This is a genomic window from Mannheimia bovis, assembly GCF_014541205.1.
Lineage (GTDB): Bacteria > Pseudomonadota > Gammaproteobacteria > Enterobacterales > Pasteurellaceae > Mannheimia > Mannheimia bovis.
Genome location: NZ_CP061280.1, coordinates 293,931 through 317,133 on the forward strand (window position 1 = coordinate 293,931; position 23,203 = coordinate 317,133).

Below are 23,203 nucleotides of genomic sequence, written 5' to 3' on the forward strand. Positions count from 1 at the left end.
AGAAGATAAAAAAAGAAAAGCCGGCTAGATAATTTATCTCGCCTGCTTTTCGTTCTAATTGTTAAGTTCTACCACAAATGATGCACGCTTGGACGGATTAAGCGGTTATAAATCTCTTGAACTTTTTGCATTTCATTTTCAGTGAGCGGCGGGAAGTTATCTACGGCGGCGTTAGTAATCACTTGTGAAACCTTACTTGCACCCGGGATTACTGTACTAACCGCTTCATTCATCAACACCCAACGTAGGACGAAAGGAATTAAATCTTCCGTGCCGAATAGGACTTTCAGTTCCTCCACCGCTTGTAAACCAAGTTGATAATCCACACCCGAAAAGGTTTCGCCTTTATCAAAAGCTTCGCCATTGCGGTTAAAAGTACGATGATCATCTTTACCAAAAGCAGTATTTGCGTTGTATCTGCCTGTGAGTAAACCGCTTGCAAGCGGCACTCGAGCAATAATTCCTACATCTTTCTGCTGTGCGGTTGGGAAAAGTTCCTCCAATGGTTTTAAACGGAACATATTGAAGATCACTTCCATTGCGGCAATATCGTAGCCCATTGCCAGCAAGCCTTCTTCTACAGTTTCGATACTCACACCGTAGTCGATTAATTTTCCACTAGACTTAAGCTGTTCCAATTTCGCAAAAATCTCATCATTGCGATACACCGAGGTTGGCGGGCAATGGAGCAAAATCATATCTAACTTTTCTGTACCTAAACGGCTTAAACTACCCTCAACAAACTTTTCGATAGCTTGCGGCGTGTACATTTCGGCAGTGTGTGGATTTAACGCTCGCCCACACTTGGTTACCACATAGAAAAAGTCAGGATATTTTTTCAGGATTTCGCCAATGGCTTTCTCGCTTTGCCCATTGTTATACACATCAGCAGTATCAATAAAATTGATGCCTTGCTCATAAGCGGTTTCCAAAATTGCCATTGCCTCTTGATGATTAAAAGGGTCTCCCCATTTCGTACCAAGCTGCCAAGTGCCTAAGCCAATTTCTGAAACCATTTTGTTGGTTTTACCAAATCGACGTTGTTGCATCATAACCTCCGATATCAGCCGAAACGGCTTTCAGAACGTTCCCAAGAGAAAGAACCATCATCAAGCTGTTTATCGCCCAGCTCCTTATAGTCAAAATAACTAAATTCTGCAGTAGAGTCATAGCCTGAATAATCAACTGCTGCAAGCCCGACAAAAGCCCCTGTGAAGAAGCCACCATAACTGCGTAACACATAATCATCTGAGAGAACCGCAGCATCTAATTCAACCGGAATAGCGTGCCATTGTTTACCATCAAATGAATATTCGTAGCTGTAAGTTTCTTTACGTACTTTAGTTTTAAACCAAACATACTCCGTTCCGTCAGGAATGACAATCGCTTTGTCTTTCAGGTAAGAAGTATATTGCCCGTTTCTAAGTCCACCTTTATTTTCTGCTACTTCAATTACCTGCTGACCTTGATCATTTTTAGTGATGAAAATCCAAGACCAATGTGAGTGATTGTAGTAGTTGGTTAAACCTGCCATTGATTGATAAGAAAACGGGGTAAATTTCACTTTAGTTTCCACATCAAAATAGAAGGCTTGCCAGCGGCGAGCGATTAATGACAGATCGTGCGTATTCGCAAGAGAACCTCGACCAACCAATTTTAAAACGCCCTTGCCTGTTTCGCCCATCTCTTTACTAAAAGGTACTCTCAACGTGTTCCAGTTGATATCCAACGTTGGGCTATCAAATTCATCGTGTTGAGAATGATCTGCCGGAGCTTCGGTAAAAATCGCATCTTTCGGTGCTTCTACAAATGTTCTACCACCGTGCCCGCCTACAATATAAGGCCAGCCGTCTTGATCAAACTCTACTTTTTGAATGGACGTTTCACGTCCTAATGTAGACCAACCACGAGGGTCAGTTGCTGATTCCGTTGGGTGATTCCAAGGTCTTGCCGTGAGTGAAGCGTAATACCATTCACCACTTGGCGTATCAACTAATGAACCGTGCCCCTGTTTTTGTAAGTAAGAGTTAGGTGTATCAAAATTGGTAATAAACGGTGTGTTCGGTGCTAATTCAAACGAATGAGCCTCAAGGGTTTTAGAACGAGCAACCACTTCTTGATGTGTAAATACTGTTCCTCCCTCTGCAGCGAAGAGATAATATTCTCCATTAATTTTATAAATATGTGGTCCTTCAACTAATTTCACTTCTGTGCCTTCAAAAATAGTACGCTGGGTTTCCGGCTTGAGTTTCATCGTTGCAACATCAAATTCGGTCAGCGTAATGCCATCAAACGGGTGGCGATATTCACGGTGATCCCAAGTTTGTTGCACCAAATATTTTCTGCCGTCATCATCGTGGAATAACGAAGCATCAAAGCCAACACCGTTTAATTTAATCGGGTCTGACCAAGGTCCTTGAATATCTTTTGCGGTTGTCAGATAGTTCGTCATATCCTTAAATGCACCATCGGTAATTTTTACATCCGTGTAAACCAACCAAAATTGACCGTCAGCATAAGAGAGATCGGGAGCCCATATCCCACCTGAAGATGGATTGCCTCGCATATCTAACAACGTAGTTGTATCTAAGACATTTTTTACTAAATTCCAATGTACCAAATCTTTTGATTCGTGAATTCTCACACCAGGGAACCACTCAAATGTTGAGGTTGCAATGTAATAAGTATTCCCCACACGCACAATAGACGGATCTGGGTTAAAGCCGGGTAAAATTGGATTTTGAATTTGCATAATCTATTCTCCTACACTCAAATTATTTGGAATATGCGGTAATTTTTTCATTGATGTGATCAATATCGGTATCACTTAACGGATAACGGCTCATCACAAATCCTGCCACGATGGCTAACACAATCGGAGCCCAAATCATTGAAAGATTGATACCAAATAAAGCATCTTCCGTCTGAGCCACAAGTGAACCATTAAAGCCATAAACTGCATTGATATAGCCCGGAATAATACCGCCTAACGCTAAACCGATTTTAAAGAACAAGCCCATTAATGCGTTGATGATACCTGCCACACGTTTTTTCGATTTAAATTCGCCAAAGGTTACAACCTCCGGTACTAATGCCCACATAAAACCGGTAGCAGAAGTTAAACCCCATTGTTGTAAAAAACGACCGATATACCCCAGAGTTGGCGAATCTTTGAAGGCGTCAAATTGCCATACCCATAAACAAAGTTGCCCTAGCACGAAAATCCCTAAAAACAGATAGAAGAAATTCTTTTTACCGATGGTGCGGCGTAATTTCGGCCATAAGAAAACTAAGAAAATACCCGGGATAGAACCTAATAACCCCACTGAAGCAATCCACTCGGAATGTCCGATATTATATTTTAGGTAGAAAGGCCAAACCGTATTACCAAAGAACATAAAGGTAAAACCGATTAAGAAGAACATACCTAAAATTTGTAACGGACGGTTACGTTTTAACTCATTGATTAAGTCTGAATATTTCACATTTTCAGTTTCTTCCGCACTTGGAATAATTCGCTCTTTAACGCCAAAGTAAGAGAACATCAATGCAGCAAATCCAACAACCATATAAATGGCATAGACTTTAAACCAAGCCAGTCCTGCGGCAGCAGACATATAATCGCCTAAATAGAGTTCAATGCCGAAGAAACCGGTATTTTTTAACTCTGTGTGTGGTGCAAGTAGCTGTACAAAAAGCGGGAAAAGCGTGTAAACAAACAAGTTAGCGATATTTGCCATCGTCATTCGGGTGGTGGTTAATTTCGCAATTTCTTCGGTATCACGAGTTAAAGATGCAGAAAGTGAACCATAAGGAATATTTACGAAAGAATAGACCATCGCTGTCGCAAAATAAGAGAGGAAAGCATAAATCACTGAGCCTCGTACCGATTCAATCGGTAAAAATAGTAATGATGCTAAAATAACCAACGGAATACCAAATTTCAGCAAATAAGGGCGATATTTACCTTGTGCGGTTGGTTTACTTTTATCAATAAACGCACCGACTAACGGATCCCAAAACACATTTCCCCATTTCACAATTAAGAAAATAGTCGCACCGGCTGCGGCAGAAATACCATTTACGGTAGTTAAGTAGGTGAGTAAGAAACCACCAACAGTACCAAAAACTAAATTTTGGGCTAAGTCGCCACTACCATAAGCGATACGTTCAAACGTACTGAGTTTTGCAAACTCATCAGCTTTACTTTTTATTGCGTTCATCACGAACTCCTTATTTTATGGATTAAGTGCTTGTATTTTCGAGTAAATAAATTAAGCTCTCAATTATGATAATTTTTCATTGCATTACGTTTTTTCACTTTTGTGAACCATATCACAAAATGAGAAAATTCAACTAAAAATAAAAAAGCACCACCATTAAAAATAGCAGTGCTTTATGAAAAATGCTTAATGCAAGCGGTTATTTTTTAAGAATAAATTGCAAAAAATTTTACAAATTCAACCGCTTGTAACTTTAAGTCTTAGGCTTTTTTCTTGCTGATGATATCCACCCAAACCGCAAGCAGTAAAATTGCCCCTTTTACGATATATTGCCAGAAAGTTGGTACATCAAGCATACTCATTCCGTTATCCAGTAAGGCGATGATAAATGCACCGATAACAACACCGTAAATTGTACCGACACCACCGGCTAAACTTGCTCCACCAATCACACAAGCGGCAATGGCATCAAGCTCAGCATTTTGCCCTGCTGATGGAGCACCTGCACCAAGTCGAGAGCTTAAAATCAAACCTGCAATGGCGACTAATAATCCGTTTAATGCGAAAATGGAAAGTTTGATTTTTTCAACTGCAATACCAGAGAGACGTGCGGCATCAATATTGCCACCAATCGCATAAACGTGGCGACCAAAGGCAGTTTTGCGAGCTAGGAATGTGCCTGCAATTGCTAATACTACTAATACCAATACCGGGAATGGTACGCCTCGATAATCATTAAGCAGATAAATTGCCCCCAATACAATCATCGCTACAATGCCATATTTAAGCGTATCTTTCGGCATAGATGGCACAGTTAAATTGAGTTTCTGTCTGGCTTTACGTTGATAGCTGCCCCAAGCAATAAAGCAGAAAATACCGATAGTGCCTAAAATCATACCGACCATATCCGGCAAGTAGCCTTGACCGATAGTTGTCATCTCTTCGCTGATAGGCGAAACCGTTGTACCGTTAGTGATACCGACTAAGATGCCACGAAACGCCAACATACCTGCAAGGGTTACAATAAAAGATGGTACTTTTTGATAAGCCACCCACCAGCCGTTCCAGGCACCAATCATTAAACCTAAAATCAGCGTAACTACAATGGTTAGCGACAAAGGCCAGCCCCACCAGACATTACTGATCGCAGCAAAACCGCCAAGTAAACCCATTAGTGAGCCGACCGATAAATCGATTTCAGCAGAAATAATCACAAATACCATACCAATGGCAAGAATACCTGTAATGGAAGTTTGGCGTAGCAGGTTAGAAATATTTCTGGCACTTAAATAAGCACCGTCAGTTGCAATAGAGAAAAAGCTCATAATTACGATGATTGCAATCAGCATAATATAAACTTGTAAATTAATGGATTTTAACTTATTCATAGATTACTCCTTGAGTGCCGCTTCCATCACTTTTTCTTGGGTTAAATTTTGGTTGATGAGGTTTGCTTTGATTTTGCCTTCGTGCATTACTAACACTCGGTCGCTAATGCCTAATACTTCTGGCAATTCGGAAGAGATCACAATAATCGCCATTCCTTCTTGAGCTAATTGATTGATGAGTTTATAAATTTCATATTTTGCCCCCACATCAATACCCCGTGTTGGCTCGTCTAAAATTAAGATTTTCGGGTTGAGTAGCAAACATTTCGCTAAAATCGCTTTTTGTTGATTACCGCCACTTAACCGCCCAATGGCTAATTCAGGTGAGGAAGTTTTCACTTTTAGTTTGGCAATAGATTGGTTGATAATGGTCTCTTCAAGCGGTTCATTTATCACTTTTTTTCCAAAACAAAATTGCGGCAATGCAGAGAGAGTAATATTTTTGCCTACTCCCATAATCGGTACAATGCCGTGTTTTTTACGATCTTCCGGCACCATTACAATGTGATTTTCAATAGCTTGTGCACAATTCTTGATTTTTATTTTTTGGTTATTGAGATAAATATCTGCCTGATATTTGCCTTGATAAGAGCCAAAAATACATTGTGCCATTTCGGTTCGTCCTGAACCGACTAGACCTGCCACGCCTAAAATTTCGCCTTTATGTAGCACAAAATTAGCATTATCTACCCGCTTGATATGCGTATTAGTTGGGTGCCAAGCGGTAATATTTTCAACACGCAGAATTTCTTCGCCAATTTCGTGTGGTTCGTGTGGATAAAGCGAGGTAATCTCACGCCCTACCATCATTGTGATAATGTCATCTTCACTCATACCGATTGCCGAACGCGTACCAATATGCTCTCCATCACGAATTACACAGATTTTGTCAGAAATGGCTTTGACTTCGTTTAACTTGTGAGAAATATAAACGCAAGCAATGTTATGGGCTTTTAGGTCTTTAATTAAATTAAGCAGAATATCGGTTTCTTTTTCAGTAAGAGAGGCTGTTGGTTCGTCCAAAATTAATAAACGCACCTGTTTGTTCAAAGCCTTAGCAATTTCGACCAATTGTTGTTGCCCTAAGCCTAATTCGCCCACTTTGGTATTCGGATCAACATCGAGCTGAACTTGTTCAAGCAAGGTTTTACAACGCAGGTACATTTCGTTGTCATTAGTAATACCTGCATTAGTAATTTCGTTGCCTAAAAACATATTCTCCAAAATTGACATATTTTTTACTAAGGTCAATTCTTGGTGAATAATGGAAATGCCTTTTTCTTCGGTATCTTTAATATTTTTGGCAATCAGTTTTTCGCCGGAAAAATAGATTTCTCCTTCATACTCACCAGCGGGATAAATGCCACATAATACTTTCATCAAGGTTGATTTACCTGAGCCGTTTTCGCCACACAAAGAAAGTATTTCACCGGTTTCAAGGGAGATTGAAATATTATTTAATGCGACAACTTCACCAAATTTTTTGGTGATGTTCTTCATTTCTAATAATTTCGCCATACTTAGCCCCTATTTTCAAAAAATGGCGAGTAAGCCTCGCCATCTCGATAAATTAAAGTGATTTATTTATATACTGCATCTTTTGTGTGGAAGCCGTCTTTAATTACAGTGTCATCAATATTTTCTTTGGTTACTACCACAGGCTCTAATAAGTAAGCCTCAACCTCTTTGCTACCGTTATTTAATTTCGCATTGCTTTCAACTTTTTCTTCCTTACCCAGTGCTACTGCAATTTCCGCCGCTTTATCTGCAAGGTTAGTAATTGGCTTATATACCGTCATCGTTTGTGTACCGGCAATGATTCGTTTAATTGCTGCTAAGTCAGCATCTTGACCAGAAATTGCCACTTTTCCTGATAAGCCTTGAGCACTTAATGCTTGGATTGCACCGCCTGCGGTTGCATCGTTTGAAGCCACTACTGCATCAATATTGTTTTTATTTGCAGTTAAAGCATTTTCCATAATTTGCAGTGCTTTCTCAGCTAACCAAGAATCAACCCATTGATCACCTACTACTTTGATTTTGCCGCTGTCAATGTGGGGTTGTAACACTTTCATTTGCCCTTGGCGGAATAATTTTGCGTTGTTATCCACAGGTGAACCACCCATTAAAAAATAATTCCCTTCCGGTTTTTGCTCGATAATGCTTTGTGCTTGTAGCTCACCCACTTTTTCATTATCGAATGAAACATAAAAATCAATATCGGCATTATTAATTAAACGGTCATAAGCAAGTACTTTCACGCCTTCTTTTTTCGCTTCCACAATCACGTTTGATAATACTTCGCCGTTAAACGGAATAATCACTAACACATCAATATCTTTATTCAACATATTCTCAATTTGAGAAATTTGAGCAGTCGCATCACCGTTTGCGGATTGCACAAACACTTTTGCACCTAAGGCTTCCGCTTTATTCACAAAAATATCTCTATCTTTTTGCCATCTTTCTAAACGTAAATCATCAATTGACATACCGATTTTCAGATCTTTGGCAATTGCAGAGTGGCTAAATGCCATTAAAGTAGCGGCAGCAACTGCTAATAATTTGGATTTGAGTTTCATAGTTCACCTCATTGGTTGTAAAAATGATGTTCGAGCCGGTTCTCACTCGCCCAAAGTCTGTTCTGATTTCAAATGAAGTTCAATTATCATATTTCTCAACACTATTACGATTTTTCACTTTTGTGATCTACGCCACATTAACCAATAATCGAAATTAAAAAACGAAATATCGTAATTGAATGGTTTTGATAATTCTCCGATGATGTCGCCGAAACATCATTTTTCCAATACATAGGAGCATTGTTATGTCTAACTATTTCGACAAAATCTCAAAAGTACAATACGAAGGGGCAAACTCAACCAATCCGTTTGCATTCAAGCATTACAATCCAAATGAAGTGATTTTAGGAAAAACAATGGCAGAACATCTGCGTTTAGCAGTTTGCTATTGGCACACATTCTGCTGGACAGGGAATGATATGTTCGGTGTAGGTTCGCTTGACAGAAGCTGGCAAAAAACCGGTGATTTACTGCAAGGTGCTAAACAAAAGGCGGAAATTGCTTTTGAGTTTTTCCAAAAATTAGGCGTACCTTATTACTGTTTCCACGATGTGGATATCGCCCCTGAAGGCAATAATTTCAAAGAATATCTTCATAATTTCAATACCATTGTCGATATTTTAGAGAAAAAACAAGCAGAAACCGGCGTGAAATTGCTCTGGGGAACAGCAAACTGCTTTACTAACCCTCGCTATATGTCTGGTGCATCAACCAACCCAAATCCGGAAGTGTTTGCTTGGGCAGCCGCACAAGTCTTCACCGCAATGAACGCAACTCAACGCTTAGGTGGCGAAAACTATGTGTTATGGGGCGGTCGTGAAGGTTATGAGACTTTACTGAATACCGATCTCAAACGTGAGCGCGAACAAATCGGTCGCTTTATGCAATTAGTGGTAGAACATAAACATAAAATTGGCTTTAAAGGCACACTATTAATTGAGCCAAAACCACAAGAGCCAACTAAACACCAATACGACTACGATGTCGCAACCGTTTATGGTTTCTTAAAACAGTTTGGTTTAGAAAATGAAATTAAAATGAACATTGAAGCCAATCACGCTACCCTTGCAGGGCATACATTCCAACACGAAATTGCAACTGCAACAGCATTAGGCATCTTTGGTTCTATCGATGCAAACCGTGGCGACCCGCAATTAGGCTGGGATACCGACCAATTCCCGAACAGTGTGGAAGAAAATACCCTTGTGATGTATGAAATCTTAAAAGCTGGTGGGTTTACTACAGGCGGTTTCAACTTTGATGCGAAAATCCGCCGCCAAAGTACTGACCCGTATGATTTATTCCACGCCCATATCGGTGCAATGGACGTGTTAGCATTATCACTAAAACGTGCAGCGAAAATGATTGAAGACCAAGCGTTACAAAAAGTAGTGGATAACCGCTACGCAGGTTGGAACCAAGAACTAGGTCAGCAAATCTTAACAGGCAAAGCAAGCCTTGAAGATCTTGCTAGAATTGTAGAAACCCAAGGCTTAGATCCAAAACCTGTTTCAGGTCAGCAAGAATATTTAGAAAATTTAGTGAATAGCTATATTTATCGTTAATTCTGACAAGCGGTCGTTTTTTCGCAAAATTTTGCAGAAAAATGACCGCTTGTTTTTAAATTAAGGAGTATTTATGTACATTGGAATTGATCTTGGTACTTCTGGGGTTAAAGTCGTTCTACTGGGTGAAACCCAACACATTGTTGCAATTACCCAAAAGCCTCTCCCTATTTCTCGCCCACAGCCATTGTGGTCTGAACAAAACCCACAAGATTGGTGGAATGCCACTAATGAAGCAATGCTTGAACTCGCCTCGAAACACGATTTAAGTGGCGTAAAAGCTATTGGTTTGACAGGGCAAATGCACGGAGCAACCTTACTAGACAACGCAGATAATGTGCTTTCCCCGGCTATTTTATGGAACGATGGTCGCAGTTTTGCTGAATGTGAAGAGCTGGAAAAACTAGTGCCTGATAGCCGTGAAATTACCGGAAACTTAATGATGCCGGGCTTTACCGCCCCAAAATTGCGTTGGGTGAATAAACACTTACCAAATGTAGCGGAAAAAGTGAGTAAAGTGTTGTTGCCGAAAGATTATTTAAGGCTCTTAATGACAGGTGAATATGCCTCGGACATGTCGGATGCATCCGGCACTATGTGGCTAGATGTAGGCAAGCGGGATTGGAACACCTCTCTGCTGAATGCTTGCGGATTAGATATTGAAAATATGCCAACACTATTTGAAGGCAATCAAATCACAGGCTATTTACGCCCAACGCTTGCCGAACAGTGGAAAATGAAATCCGTGCCAATTGTAGCAGGTGGTGGCGATAATGCCGCCGGTGCAATCGGTATTGGCTTATACCAAACAGGGCAGGCAATGCTCTCACTCGGTACTTCAGGTGTTTATTTTGTGGTGAGCGATAAATTCCACGCTAATCCACAAAAAGCGGTTCACAGTTTCTGCCACGCCTTACCGGATCGCTGGCATTTGATGTCGGTGATTTTAAGTGCGGCATCTTCGGTCGATTGGGCGGCAAAATCGCTTGGCGTTAAAGATGTGCCAACCTTATTCCAACAAGTTGAAGCAAACCGAACTGCTTCTGATGCGATTTTCTTGCCTTATTTATCAGGTGAACGCACACCGCATAATGACCCTTACGCCAAAGGCGTATTCTGGGGTTTAAGTCATAACGATAACCAAGTTACGATGGCAAAAGCCGTGATTGAAAGCGTGAGTTTTGCTTTGGCGGAAGGGATTGATGTACTTCACGAAACAGGGATAAAAGCGGAAAATATCGCCTTAATTGGTGGTGGAGCAAAAAGTGCCTACTGGCGACAACTGCTTGCCGATATTAGCGGTAAAACCTTTGAATACCGCACAGGTGGCGATGTTGGTCCGGCTTTAGGAGCTGCAAAACTGGCTCAAATTGCATTAAATCCAAACCAAGATATTGCCGAGTTCTGCCAGCCGCTACCGTTAGAACAGGTTTATCAGCCAAACCCGGCTCGTTATGCGGAATATCAAGAAAAACGCAAAAAATTTGCGGAGATTTATCAGCGGTTGAAGGGTTTATAAAGACTAACAAGCGGTCATTTTCTCGCAAAATTTTGCAGAAAAATGACCGCTTGTAATCACACCTTCGAAAATAAATTAATCACCAATACACCAGCTAAAATCAACGCAATACCAACCAAGCCTGCCAAGTCTATTTTCTGCCCGAATGCGAAATACGCAACAATGGCAGTAAGTACAATTCCTACACCAGACCAAACCGCATAAACAATGCCCACCGGTAAGGTGCGGAAAATAATTGAGAGAAAGTAAAACGATAAGCCATAAAGTGCCAGCGAGCTAATGGTTGGTACGGCTTTGGTAAAACCGTTGCTTAATTTTAATAAGTTAGTGGCGGCAATTTCCAAACAAATTGAAATCGCTAACAAAATCCAAACGTTCATTGAGTTCCTTATAAGTAGTATATGTGGCTATTTTAGCATTTTTTGCTACAATCTTTTTAGTCAATTAGGAGGTATGTAATGGCACAGGTTTATATCGTACACGGCTATACGGCAAATGCCGATAAGCATTGGTTTCCTTGGTTGGAGCAGCAATTAACCGAGCTTGGGGTAAGTTGCGAGCGGCTGAATATGCCTAACTCGGAAAATCCATCATTAGATGGTTGGTTAAATCATCTTGCACAAAATGTGGAGCTTAACGATCAAACCATTTTTGTCGGGCATAGTTTAGGTTGTATCGCCATTTTGAATTTTTTAGCGAAAAATTACGCCAAAATTAAAGGGGCGGTGTTTGTGTCAGGGTTCTATCAACCCGTAGAAAATTTACCCGAACTGTCTGCCTTTACCAATTATTATGCGATTTTACCGAGCGTATCGCATTTTCCAAGCTATGTGGTGAGTGCGTTAGACGATGAAATCGTTAATCATAAATACAGCGATGCTCTCGCTCAACATTTGCAAGCGGACTATATTCGCCTAAATCAGGGTGGACATTTCTTGGATAGAGAGGGTGTAACCGAATTGCCTGTGGTATTGGAGTTGGTGAAGAAGTTAATTTAATGAAAAAATGGGAGGGCTTAACCCTCCCGATAATAATTACAGCTTGATAAATCCATCATAAATATGCGTTGCATCGCCTGTCATATAAAGAGGATGCCCTACGCCTTGCCATTCAATAATCAGCGAGCCACCGGGTAGATCGACTTGCACTTTGTTATCCAACAAACCTTGCATAATACCGACCGCCACCGTGCCGCACGCCCCACTGCCACAGGCTTGGGTTTCGCCTGCTCCACGCTCATATACCCGTAATTTGACGTGATTGCGATTCACCACTTGCATAAAGCTGATATTTGCTCGTTCAGGGAAGCGTTCGTGGCTTTCAAGCAAAGGACCAAGTTCATTTACAGGGGCAGTTTTCACATCATCTACTTGCAATACACAATGCGGATTGCCCATCGACACTACCCCGCACAATACCGTTTGTAAATCTGTGCGTAAAATATAGTTTTTCTCGAATTTATTCGCCGTAAACGGAATTTGTGCAGGTTCCCAAATCGGCTCTCCCATATTTACTCGTACTTTGTCGTCATCTTGCAGGCTTAACACCATTTTGCCTTTGGCAGTACTAACGTGAATATCTTTTTTATTGGTAAGCCCTTTAAGCGTTACAAAGCGAGCAAAACATCTTGCCCCATTTCCACATTGTGAAACTTCACTGCCATCTGCATTAAAAATGCGGTAGTGGAAATCTAATTCAGGGTCGTAAGGCGGTTCAACCAGTAAAAGCTGATCAAAACCAACCCCACGATGGCGATCAGAAAGTGTGCGAATCATCTCCTCCGTTAAATAAACATTTTGAGTTACACCGTCCACTACCATAAAATCATTGCCCAAACCGTGCATTTTTGAGAATTGCATATTTTTCCTTAATTATTAAACCATTTATTGATTTAGATTATAGAGATTAAAAATAGTTATTGATATAGTAAATCTCAATGAATTTGAGGAATTTAATTTCTTCAAAAATGTATTTTTACAATCTTACTAGGAGCAAAAATTATGTCTGCTATGTTTATTATCCAATTTGCCATAGTATTACTGTGCATTTTGGTTGGTGCTCGCGTTGGCGGTATCGGATTAGGGGTATTCGGTGGTTTAGGTTTAGCCATTTTGTCATTTGGCTTTGGCTTAAAGCCGGCAGGATTACCAATTGATGTAATGTTTATGATTATGGCGGTAGTTGCAGCAGCAGCTGCAATGCAAGCTGCCGGTGGTTTAGATTATATGATCAAAATCGCCACTCGTATTTTGCGTAAAAATCCAAAACACATTACCTTTATCGCACCACTTGTAACTTGGACATTTACCGTGCTTGCAGGTACAGGACACGTTGCTTATTCTGTATTACCTGTAATCGCTGAGGTAAGTCGCCATAACGGTATTCGCCCTGAGCGTCCTCTTTCAATGGCAGTAATCGCTTCACAATTTGCAATTGTGGCAAGCCCGATTGCAGCGGCAGTCGTCGCAGTAGTAGCATTCCTTGAACCACAAGGCATTACCTTAGGCGATGTGCTGATGGTTACCATTCCTTCAACATTATTAGGTTTAGGTTTAGCTTGCGTATTTGTGAATAAAATGGGTAAAGAGTTGAAAGACGACCCACACTATCAAAAATTATTGCAAGATCCTGAGTATGTGAAAGCAAACCACATCACCGCAAACCCAACCGAATTACCGTTAAAACCAACTGCAAAATTATCCGTTGGCTTATTCTTATTCGGTGCATTATTAGTAGTTTTAATGGGTGCGATGCCTTCACTTCGCCCAGTGTTTGACGGCAAACCGATGGGTATGGCTCACACCATTGAAATCGTAATGTTAAGCGTAGGTGCATTAATCATTTTACTCTGCAAGCCGGATGGCAATGAAATTACCAAAGGCTCAGTATTCCACGCCGGTATGCGTGCGGTAATTGCGATTTTCGGTATTGCGTGGTTAGGCGATACCTTAATGCAAGGTCATATGGATGAAGTAAAATCTATGGTGTCAGGCTTAGTTGAAACTGCACCTTGGGCATTTGCATTCGCACTATTCGTACTTTCTGTATTAGTAAATAGCCAAGGGGCAACAGTTGCAACTCTATTCCCTGTGGCGATTGCAATCGGTATTCCTGCACCGGTATTAATCGGGGTATTTGTTGCCGTAAACGGCTACTTCTTCATTCCGAACTATGGTCCGATTATTGCTTCAATCGACTTTGATACAACGGGTACAACTCGCATTGGTAAGTTTATTTTCAACCATAGCTTTATGCTACCGGGCTTACTCAGTATGATTTTCAGTATCGGCTTCGGTTTATTACTATCGAATATGTTACTGTAAAAGTTCCACGAAAAACCTCCCGATTGGGAGGTTTTTTATTTGCAAATTTTTCAGCAAATTTAACCGCTTGTAAGACAACGAGTGAGCAAAATGCCACAAATTGTGAGTACAATGCCACCCACTAAATGCAGGCTTAATACCGCGATAAATTCTCCCCATTTTTCCGCTAATAATTTCTCGCTTAACTCTGCGGAAAAACTTGAAAAGGTGGTGAAACTGCCGAGAAAGCCTGTAATAAATAATAATCTTTGGCTATCGCCTAAATTAAACCCCATCGCAATACCAATCAGAAAGCAACCAGCCCAATTTGCTAACAATGTGCCTAATGCAAACTGATTAAGTAATGGATTAACCCACACACCTAATTGCCAACGAGACAATGCCCCAAGTACTGCACCGGTTGAAAGTATAAAAACTGAGTACATATTTTGCCCTAAAAAATGATTTGTAAAATTATACCTAGAAATAGTTGATTTAAAAAAATAATGTGATGGATTTCACAAATTTAAAATTTCCCATTTGCTTAAAAAATGGTGTTTTGGCAATATCAGCTCGAAAATATTTTCATTTTCAAACATTTCTTTATTGGTTTTCAATCATTTCTTCTTAAGGGGAACGTTATGGACAGAACCTTACGCAATGCTTGTATCGGTGAATTTATCGGTACAGCTTTCATTCTCTTCTTTGGTGCCGGCTGCGTAGCGGCTGCACAAGTTGCTGGTGCAAGTTTCGGTTTATGGGAAATTGCAATTGTTTGGGGTATTGGGGTCTCAATGGCAATTTATATTTCTGCCGGGATTTCCGGTGCTCACCTTAACCCAGCTGTAACTATCGCACTCGCTGCATTTTATGGTTTTGAAAAACACAAAATTCTACCCTATATCATCGCTCAAGTAGCAGGTGCTTTCTGCTCTGTTGCACTTATCTATTTTATGTATAGCGATCTCTTTGCAGCAGCCGAAGCAGCTCAAGGGATTGTACGTGGTGAAACTGTTGGTTTTGCCGGTGTGTTCTCAACTTATCCAAACCCAAATATTACATTATTAACGGCATTTATTGTGGAATTTGTGATTACTGCCGTGTTAATGTCTACCATTTTAGCGATTGGTGATGATAAAAATGGCTTACCAAATAAAGCTCTAGCGGCATTGCTCATCGGTTTATTAATTGCTGTGATTGGTGGTGCAACCGGTCCATTAACAGGCTTTGCGATGAACCCAGCTCGTGATTTTGGACCTAAACTCTTTGCTTTCCTTGCAGGTTGGGGCGAAATTGCACTCACCGGCGGCAAAGAAATCCCTTATTTCATTATTCCAATTGTTGCTCCAATCTGCGGTGCGTTATTCGGTGCTTGGGGCTATAAAAATCTTATTCACAAAAACCTTCCGGCAAATATTCAGGAGTAATCTATGGACAAACAATATATCATCGCCCTTGATCAAGGCACAACAAGCTCCCGTGCGGTATTACTAGATAAAAATGCCAATGTTGTTGAAGTGGCACAACGTGAATTTACCCAAATTTATCCACAAGCTGGTTGGGTAGAACATAACCCGATGGAAATTTGGGCAACACAAAGTTCTACGTTAAATGAAGTAGTTGCTAAAGCAGGTGTTAGCCCTGATAGTATTGCGGCAATTGGTATTACCAACCAGCGTGAAACCACCATTGTGTGGGAAAAAGAGAGCGGTAAACCAGTTTATAATGCGATCGTATGGCAATGCCGCCGTACCTCCGATATTACCGATAAATTAAAAGCAGACGGACACGAAGAGTATATTCGTAAAACCACAGGCTTGGTTGTCGATCCATACTTCTCGGGTACGAAAGTAAAATGGATTTTAGACAACGTAGAAGGGGCAAGAGAAAAAGCCGAACGTGGCGAATTATTATTCGGCACAGTCGATACTTGGCTGGTGTGGAAATTAACTCAAGGACGTGTTCATATTACCGATTACACCAATGCTTCTCGTACGATGTTATTTAACATTCACACCAAGCAGTGGGACGATAAGATGCTGGAATTACTGAATATTCCACGCTCAATGTTACCGGAAGTGAAAAATTCCTCTGAAATTTACGGCAAAACCAATATCGGCGGACAAGGTGGTGTACGTATTCCAATTGCAGGTATCGCAGGCGACCAACAAGCGGCTCTTTATGGTCATTTATGTGTTAAGGAAGGGCAAGCGAAAAATACCTACGGCACAGGCTGTTTTATGCTGATGCACACAGGTAATACTGCGATTCAGTCCGAAAACGGCTTATTAACCACCATTGCTTGTAATGCGAAAGGCGAGCCTGAATATGCGTTAGAAGGTTCTGTCTTTATTGCAGGAGCCTCCATTCAATGGTTACGTGATGAGCTAAAAATTGTTCACGACAGTTTCGATAGCGAATATTTTGCGACGAAAGAAGACAGCTCTAACGGCGTATATGTAGTACCGGCATTTACAGGCTTAGGTGCACCATATTGGGATCCTTATGCACGAGGCTCAATTTTCGGTTTAACCCGTGGGGCAAACCGCAATCATATTGTGCGTGCAACATTGGAATCTATCGCTTACCAAACCCGTGATGTATTAGAAGCAATGCAGTCTGATTCAAAAGCGAAACTGCAAGCATTGCGTGTTGATGGCGGTGCGACAGCAAACAACTTCTTAATGCAATTCCAAGCGGATATTTTAGATACCAAAGTAGAACGTCCGAAAGTAAAAGAAGTGACTGCATTAGGGGCAGCTTATCTTGCCGGTATTGCAGTTGGTTTCTGGAAAGATTTGGAGGAGCTAAAAGATAAAGCAGAAATTGAGCGAACCTTCACACCGGATGGCGACCAAGAAAAACGAGCTAAACGCTATAAAGGCTGGAAAAAAGCGGTTCGCCGTTCATTAGAATGGGCAAAAGAAGACGCTGAAGAGTAATTTCCAACTTAAACTAAACAGAAAGGGAGTATCGGCAACCATACTCCCTTTTAAGATCTTTTAGTTATATCACATAGTCATTTTGATTTGTTGTGGAAGAATGTTTTATTTATGATTAGCCTATTCAACCCATAAATTGATAAGGAATAATTATGTCAAAATTTCAAATTCACACTATTGAATCTGCACCGGAAGCCGCACAAGAAGCATTAAAAGCGGTACAACAAGCAAATGGCTTTATCCCAAATCTTATCGGCGTGTTAGCAAATGCCCCAACTGCGTTAGAAACCTACCGCACGGTAGGCGGTATTAACGGTCGCAACAGCTTAACCGCTGAGGAACGTGAAGTGGTGCAAATTACTGCTGCGGTGGTAAACGGTTGTGGATTCTGTGTGGCAGGTCATACTAAAATCGCGTTAAAATTGTTAAAAATGCCTGAAGAAGTCGTAAATGCGTTGCGTGCAACCTCTCGCATTGATTCTGATGATAAATTAGACACTTTAGCTCGTTTCACTCTTGCAGTAATGCTACAAAAAGCAAAATTGACCGAAGCACAACTCAATGAGTTTTTTGCTGCAGGTTATAATCAACAAAATGCAATTGACGTGATTTTAGGTGTGAGTTTGGCAACGTTGTGTAATTATGTGAACAACATTGCTGAAACACCAATTAACCCAGAGTTACAGCCTTTTGCGTAATAGGGATCAAATCAAATTAGGACGCTTTCAATGTGTCCTTTTTTATATCTACAAGCGGTTCTTTTTATCTCATTTTTTGCAAATAAAAAAGAGGCAAACATTTGCCTCTCTATTTCTTAACAATTCGCCAGCACCATTCTTAGCTGCACCGCACTTGGGGTAACAACGGGTAAGAATGCGGCTTCTTTCCAGCGGCGGCTGAAGCCTGAGGTATCATTTTTCAAATAGCCACGCCCACCGCTGGCTTGTAATTCTAACAAAATGGTTTGTGCAACCACATTCACAATATCAATTCTGGCTTGAAATAGCTCTTTCGGGTGGCGAACGAAATAGCCTTCGTCATTTAAGCCATTAAATAGACGAGTTTTAATATCGTTTAAAGCATCAACTTGAGTTTGCCATTCAGGAGTTAGAATGGCTCGGAATGAGAGCGATTTTTCAATTTCCGCTAAACTTTTTTCCACTAAACCAAAAGGTAAACCAAATTGTAAACCTAAGAACGCAGGGCGAGTTGCTGCTAAAAACTCCGGAGCGTTATCAGCCAGAATCCATTCATCTAGTAATTCCACATTTTCAAATATGAGAGCGGTAGTATTCGTGCCTTGTAACGACATAAACTCCAATTCTTTGGTGCGAGTTAAACCTTGAGCCGTAGAAGGAATCGCGATCACAATCGGTTTACGCTCATCTTCAAAACCCGCCACAAAACTTGCTACAAAGCGGTCTGAACGTAAATTCGTTACCCACGGCAGGCGACCATTTAAATAACGTTTGCCGTTTTCTTCACTAATTTTGACATTTAACTCTTCGATGCCAGCCAGAAATTTCATCGCGTTCGATAACCCAGTGCCGGCAGTTAAATTGCCACTCAGCAAATCTGCCAAATAGATTTCTCTAGGAATAGGATTTTTCGAAGCAATAATATGCTCAATAAAAGTACGATGCCCCCACGAAACAAAAGCCGCCGCTAATGAGTGATTACCCAGCTCAGAAATCGCTTTAATCGCATCAACTAAATTACCGCCATTGCCCCCCAATTCTGTCGGCACCCCAATTTTGAACAGATTTTCAGCCGCAATTTTGCGAATTAACAAATCAGCGTGCTGGTTAGATTGATCTAAACTCTCTGCGTTTTCTTGCAGCCATTCAATAAAAGATGTCGAAAGTACTGACATTGTGTTTACCTCTTATAATGTGTTATTAAGGCTATCTTAATAGGCTTTTTTATTGCGATGAAATAAAAGAAAGGAAAGTAATATGCTTTTTTGGAATAAACAAGCGGTTATATTTTGCAATTTTTTTGCAAAAAACAACCGCTTGTAAATGATGAAATTATTTTCCGCCTTTCGCTAACGCTAAGCGAATTAAACTATCCAATGCCCAGCCAATTAAGCCGATGATGACAATTACTGCCATTAATTCAGAATAGGCTAATCTATCGCGAGTGTCTAAAATGAAATAGCCTAAGCCTTCGTTTACGCCTAACATTTCACACGGCACAAGCACTACCCACGCAATACCCACTGCCACACGTAAGCCTGTTAGAACGTGCCCTGTAATAGCTGGCACAACGATTTTACACAATAATTCTTTGCGGGAAGCCGACATTACTTTACCCAGTTGTAGCCATTGTGGATCAATATTTTTTACCCCTGAGGCGGTAGAAATAATCAATGACCACACGGTTGCAAAAGCGAGTAGGAAATAGATTGGTAAATCACCTACGCCTAATAACATTACGATGATAGGCATCCACGAAAGCGGAGAAATCATTCTCAACAGCTGGAATGACGGCGTACAAAGCATTTCCAAGCGGCGGGAAAAGCCGAGTAATAAACCCACAGGAACGCCAATTAGCAATGCTGCTGACAAGCCCACGACAATTCGTTTTAAACTAGCCAATAAGTGAGGAAAAATTTCGCCCGAAGAAATCAACCAACCAAAGCTTTCCCACGTTTTGAGCGGAGCTAACATTGATGCCATCGGCAATCTTTGGCTTAATAATATTGTGCCTAGTTGCCAGCCTAAAAGCAGTAGCAATAAACCTGCTAAGCCGTAAATATACTTCTGTTTCATACTGTTCCTTAATCTATTTATACGCTGATTTCTTCGGTTCTTGTCCAACCTGCTTGTAAGTTGAAAGTTTCAATCCAACCACCTTCTTCAATCGCTCTTCGCACAAATTTGGGTTCATTAATGGCTTTTGCAGCTTCTACAGGGTCAAGTGGTTGTAAAAAGGCATTATTGCCTGCAATGTGCGTTTCTTTGAGCATTTTCACTAACTCTTCCATATAAGAATTAAACGGGTAAGGCTGGAAGCCAATACGCTCTTGATGCCACTGCGGATTGATAATTGCCCCGTTTTCAATATATTTATCCATCTGTGCTTGCGTTGGGGCTAATACGTTTTCCAACACTTTTTGATCGTGCGGTGTGTAGCCACTGCCACGAGCTAATAATTTTGCTACCTCAGAACGATTTGCTAGTGTATAAACTTGGGCTTCCGTTAATGCATTCACCACTTTTTGCACCCACTGCGGACGGTTTTGAATATCGTATTCGTGCATTAGCGTTAAACAACAGGCGTGATCTTTCCACACATCGCCACTAAAACGCAGCACTTTACCCACCCCTTTGGCTTCCGCCAAAGCATTAAAAGGTTCTGCCACAATAAAACCTGAAATAGCTTCGCTCGCCAGTGCCGCCACCATATCAGAAGGAGCCATTACACTTAAACGTACTTCGCCACTTTTCGGCTCTTTTTCAGTTACTTTCAAGCCATTTTCACGCAATAAACGCTGCAATACGATGTTGTGGATCGAATACCAAAACGGAATTGCTACCGTTTTGCCCGATAACTCCGCAACGCTATTAATTTCAGGGCGAACGGTGAGAGCTGAACCGGCTAAATGGTTCCACATCACCGCTTTCACTGGGGCATTTGCTCCATATTTCGCCCATAAACTCATTGGCGAAAGCAGATGCACTACATTCACGTTGCCGCTTAAAAAGGCTTCCACCAACTGAGCCCAACTACGGAACATCACCGGCTTTTCCACCTGCACACCGTGCTTTTCAAATAAGCCTTTGGCGTGAGCAACAAGCAAAGGGGTTGCATCGGTAATCGGCAAATAGCCAATCACAAGCGGTCGATTTTCTGCTGTTTTTTGCACTTGCTCGCAGGCTTGTAGTAAAGGAAAGCTGCCAGCAACCGAAAACAGGCTAAGCAGTTTCATAAAATCTCGACGTTGTTGATCCATAAATCCCCCTAAATCACAAAATCAATTACTGGTTCTGGCTGATTTTTCTGCTGAGCCCACTTGAGAGATTGTAAAATATCCACTCGAATATGGTTTAAACTAAGCAAATCGGTACGAGGGAAGGGATCAGATAAATGCCATTTTCCAGCAATATGAGCTGGCGTGCCGCCAAGTAATAACACATCATCAGAAACTAATAATGCCTCATCAATGTCGTGCGTTACCATAATTGCCGCCGCATTATGGTGGCGAACAATATCGTGCAATAAGGTTTGCATTTGGCTACGAATGACTTCATCAAGAGCAGAGAACGGCTCATCTAACAAAATCACTTTCGGCTGGCGGGCTAAGGCTCGAGCTAAATTCACCCGCTGAGCCATACCACCTGAAAGTTCGTGCGGCATCGCATCAATAGCGTGGCTTAAGCCAACTTCTTCCAATGCTTCTTCTACCCGCTTTTGAATGTCTGCTTTTGAAAGTGGCGTGCGGCATTTAAAATCCAGCCCAAATGCCACATTATTTCTGACCGAAAGCCAAGGCAATAATGTAGCTGATTGAAACACAAAACCGACATCAGGGTGTGGCTGGTTGATTTGCTCCCCAAACAATGCCACGTTACCACTTAGTGGTTTATCTAAACCGGCAATCACACGCAGTAATGATGATTTCCCCACACCACTCGGACCTAAAATTGAGGTAAGTGTACCGTTATCGACCTCAAAATTGACCTCTTGCAAAATGGTTTTAGTTTGCCCGTTTTTCTCATAACCAAGAGAAAGATCAGTAATAATAAGGCTCATAAATCCCTCTTCTTCATATTTAATTTTCGCTAAAAGTAGCTTATTTTTAGCGGAATAGAAAAGAACTAGTCATTTGTAGTTAGAACGATTTGTTATAAAAACGTAAATTTTTTGCCTTTTCTAACCACTTGTTGAGTAAAAAACTGCTTTTGAGCAATAAGTACGTTAAAATGCCTTTTTTCTAAATACATAAGGATCTTTCGATGAAAAAAACACTTTTAGCTCTGTTATTCGGATTTAGCCTAACCGCTCAGGCAACGGATATTAAATTTGCGATGGAACCAAGTTACCCACCGTTTGAAATGACGAATGAGAAAGGTGAAATTATCGGTTTTGATGTGGATATTGCTAATGCAATCTGTAAAGAGATCAACGCAAACTGTACTTTCCACAGCCAACCGTTTGACGGCTTAATTCAAGGTTTAAAACAGAAACAATTTGATGCGGCAATTTCAGGTATGGGCATTACCGAAGCACGTAAAAAACAGGTGCTATTCAGCGACCCGTATTTTCCAAGTTCAGCTGCGTTCATTGCGAAAAAAGGCACGGATTTTGCTAATCTAAAAACCATTGGCGTGCAAAATGGCACAACTTACCAGAACTACTTAGCAAAAGAGAAAAAAGAGTACAACTCAAAATCTTACGCTTCTTACCAAAGTGCGATTTTAGATGTTGAAAATGGGAGAATTGATGCGATCTTTGGTGATGTGCCTGTATTAGCAGAGATGATCAAAAAGCACCAAGAACTTGATTTTGTTGGCGAGAAAATTGACAACCAAAACTACTTTGGTAATGGTTTAGGCATTGCAACCAATATCAAAAACCAAGCATTGGTTGATCAATTCAACGCAGCGTTAAAAACCATTAAAGAGAATGGCGAATACCAAAAAATCTATGATAAATGGATGAGCGGTAAATAAAATT

At 40.9% G+C, this 23,203-nt stretch carries 21 protein-coding genes; 8 read left to right on the plus strand and 13 right to left on the minus strand.

Annotation, left to right across the window (positions count from 1 at the left end; genetic code table 11):
• Positions 1 to 68 precede the first annotated feature (68 nt).
• The 6 genes from ICJ55_RS01520 to xylF form a co-directional block, all read right to left on the minus strand.
• Complete coding sequence (locus tag ICJ55_RS01520) at positions 69 to 1,052, minus strand: aldo/keto reductase (RefSeq protein WP_244141784.1); 984 nt, start codon at positions 1,050 to 1,052, stop codon at positions 69 to 71.
• Positions 1,053 to 1,063: 11 nt separating this feature from the next.
• On the minus strand, positions 1,064 to 2,752 hold the full coding sequence (locus ICJ55_RS01525) for a glycoside hydrolase family 43 protein (protein ID WP_188157037.1): 1,689 nt from the start codon (positions 2,750 to 2,752) through the stop codon (positions 1,064 to 1,066).
• A 22-nt stretch (positions 2,753 to 2,774) separates the two neighbouring features.
• Positions 2,775 to 4,223: an MFS transporter gene (locus tag ICJ55_RS01530; protein WP_188157038.1), complete on the minus strand. Its 1,449-nt coding sequence runs from the start codon at positions 4,221 to 4,223 to the stop codon at positions 2,775 to 2,777.
• A gap of 260 nt (positions 4,224 to 4,483) precedes the next feature.
• Positions 4,484 to 5,611, minus strand: coding sequence for a sugar ABC transporter permease (locus ICJ55_RS01535; RefSeq protein WP_188157039.1), 1,128 nt, complete (start codon positions 5,609 to 5,611; stop codon positions 4,484 to 4,486).
• A 3-nt stretch (positions 5,612 to 5,614) separates the two neighbouring features.
• Positions 5,615 to 7,129, minus strand: a complete 1,515-nt coding sequence (gene xylG, locus ICJ55_RS01540; RefSeq protein WP_188157040.1) for a D-xylose ABC transporter ATP-binding protein — start codon at positions 7,127 to 7,129, stop codon at positions 5,615 to 5,617.
• A 62-nt stretch (positions 7,130 to 7,191) separates the two neighbouring features.
• Positions 7,192 to 8,193: a D-xylose ABC transporter substrate-binding protein gene (gene xylF / locus ICJ55_RS01545; RefSeq protein WP_188157041.1), complete on the minus strand. Its 1,002-nt coding sequence runs from the start codon at positions 8,191 to 8,193 to the stop codon at positions 7,192 to 7,194.
• A 245-nt stretch (positions 8,194 to 8,438) separates the two neighbouring features.
• Here xylF and xylA point away from each other — a divergent pair, with 245 nt between their 5' ends.
• Together xylA and xylB are read left to right on the plus strand one after the other, a co-directional pair.
• Positions 8,439 to 9,758: a xylose isomerase gene (xylA, locus tag ICJ55_RS01550; protein ID WP_188157042.1), complete on the plus strand. Its 1,320-nt coding sequence runs from the start codon at positions 8,439 to 8,441 to the stop codon at positions 9,756 to 9,758.
• Positions 9,759 to 9,831: 73 nt separating this feature from the next.
• The gene (gene xylB / locus ICJ55_RS01555; protein ID WP_188157043.1) at positions 9,832 to 11,277 is read left to right on the plus strand and encodes a xylulokinase; all 1,446 of its coding nucleotides are present in this window, start codon (positions 9,832 to 9,834) and stop codon (positions 11,275 to 11,277) included.
• A gap of 56 nt (positions 11,278 to 11,333) precedes the next feature.
• On the opposite strand, the gene ICJ55_RS01560 is transcribed toward xylB, so the two are convergent.
• Positions 11,334 to 11,657, minus strand: coding sequence for a DMT family transporter (locus ICJ55_RS01560; RefSeq protein WP_025235118.1), 324 nt, complete (start codon positions 11,655 to 11,657; stop codon positions 11,334 to 11,336).
• Between the two features lie 78 nt (positions 11,658 to 11,735).
• On the opposite strand from ICJ55_RS01560, the gene ICJ55_RS01565 reads away from it, so the two are divergent.
• Positions 11,736 to 12,275 carry an RBBP9/YdeN family alpha/beta hydrolase gene (locus tag ICJ55_RS01565; RefSeq protein WP_188157044.1) on the plus strand — a complete coding sequence of 180 codons (540 nt, stop codon included), beginning with the start codon at positions 11,736 to 11,738 and terminating at the stop codon, positions 12,273 to 12,275.
• Between the two features lie 36 nt (positions 12,276 to 12,311).
• Here ICJ55_RS01565 and dapF read toward each other — a convergent pair whose 3' ends face one another.
• Positions 12,312 to 13,136, minus strand: coding sequence for a diaminopimelate epimerase (gene dapF, locus ICJ55_RS01570; RefSeq protein WP_188157045.1), 825 nt, complete (start codon positions 13,134 to 13,136; stop codon positions 12,312 to 12,314).
• Between the two features lie 141 nt (positions 13,137 to 13,277).
• On the opposite strand from dapF, the gene ICJ55_RS01575 reads away from it, so the two are divergent.
• The gene (locus tag ICJ55_RS01575) at positions 13,278 to 14,600 is read left to right on the plus strand and encodes an anaerobic C4-dicarboxylate transporter (protein ID WP_188157046.1); all 1,323 of its coding nucleotides are present in this window, start codon (positions 13,278 to 13,280) and stop codon (positions 14,598 to 14,600) included.
• Positions 14,601 to 14,659: 59 nt separating this feature from the next.
• On the opposite strand, the gene ICJ55_RS01580 is transcribed toward ICJ55_RS01575, so the two are convergent.
• Positions 14,660 to 15,025, minus strand: coding sequence for a CrcB family protein (locus ICJ55_RS01580; protein WP_188157047.1), 366 nt, complete (start codon positions 15,023 to 15,025; stop codon positions 14,660 to 14,662).
• A gap of 195 nt (positions 15,026 to 15,220) precedes the next feature.
• Between ICJ55_RS01580 and ICJ55_RS01585 the strand changes: the two genes are divergently transcribed.
• The 3 genes from ICJ55_RS01585 to ICJ55_RS01595 all read left to right on the plus strand — a co-directional run bounded on the left by ICJ55_RS01585 (position 15,221) and on the right by ICJ55_RS01595 (position 18,219).
• Entirely contained in the window at positions 15,221 to 16,006 is a 786-nt protein-coding gene (locus ICJ55_RS01585; RefSeq protein WP_188157048.1) for an MIP/aquaporin family protein, read from the plus strand.
• Between the two features lie 3 nt (positions 16,007 to 16,009).
• Positions 16,010 to 17,521 (plus strand): glycerol kinase GlpK, encoded by a 1,512-nt coding sequence (gene glpK / locus ICJ55_RS01590; protein WP_188157049.1) that lies wholly within the window; start codon positions 16,010 to 16,012, stop codon positions 17,519 to 17,521.
• A 152-nt stretch (positions 17,522 to 17,673) separates the two neighbouring features.
• On the plus strand, positions 17,674 to 18,219 hold the full coding sequence (locus tag ICJ55_RS01595) for a carboxymuconolactone decarboxylase family protein (protein ID WP_188157050.1): 546 nt from the start codon (positions 17,674 to 17,676) through the stop codon (positions 18,217 to 18,219).
• A 116-nt stretch (positions 18,220 to 18,335) separates the two neighbouring features.
• Here ICJ55_RS01595 and ICJ55_RS01600 read toward each other — a convergent pair whose 3' ends face one another.
• From ICJ55_RS01600 to ICJ55_RS01615, 4 genes are all read right to left on the minus strand, one after another.
• Entirely contained in the window at positions 18,336 to 19,394 is a 1,059-nt protein-coding gene (locus ICJ55_RS01600; RefSeq protein WP_188157051.1) for an acyl-CoA dehydrogenase family protein, read from the minus strand.
• A gap of 157 nt (positions 19,395 to 19,551) precedes the next feature.
• Positions 19,552 to 20,295, minus strand: a complete 744-nt coding sequence (locus tag ICJ55_RS01605; protein ID WP_188157052.1) for an ABC transporter permease — start codon at positions 20,293 to 20,295, stop codon at positions 19,552 to 19,554.
• Between the two features lie 17 nt (positions 20,296 to 20,312).
• A complete protein-coding gene (locus ICJ55_RS01610) occupies positions 20,313 to 21,479 on the minus strand; it encodes an ABC transporter substrate-binding protein (protein ID WP_188157053.1) in 1,167 nt (388 codons plus the stop codon).
• 8 nt (positions 21,480 to 21,487) lie between these two features.
• Positions 21,488 to 22,279: an ABC transporter ATP-binding protein gene (locus tag ICJ55_RS01615; protein WP_188157054.1), complete on the minus strand. Its 792-nt coding sequence runs from the start codon at positions 22,277 to 22,279 to the stop codon at positions 21,488 to 21,490.
• Positions 22,280 to 22,482: 203 nt separating this feature from the next.
• Here ICJ55_RS01615 and ICJ55_RS01620 point away from each other — a divergent pair, with 203 nt between their 5' ends.
• Positions 22,483 to 23,199: an arginine ABC transporter substrate-binding protein gene (locus ICJ55_RS01620; RefSeq protein ID WP_188157055.1), complete on the plus strand. Its 717-nt coding sequence runs from the start codon at positions 22,483 to 22,485 to the stop codon at positions 23,197 to 23,199.
• The last annotated feature ends 4 nt before the right edge of the window (positions 23,200 to 23,203 follow it).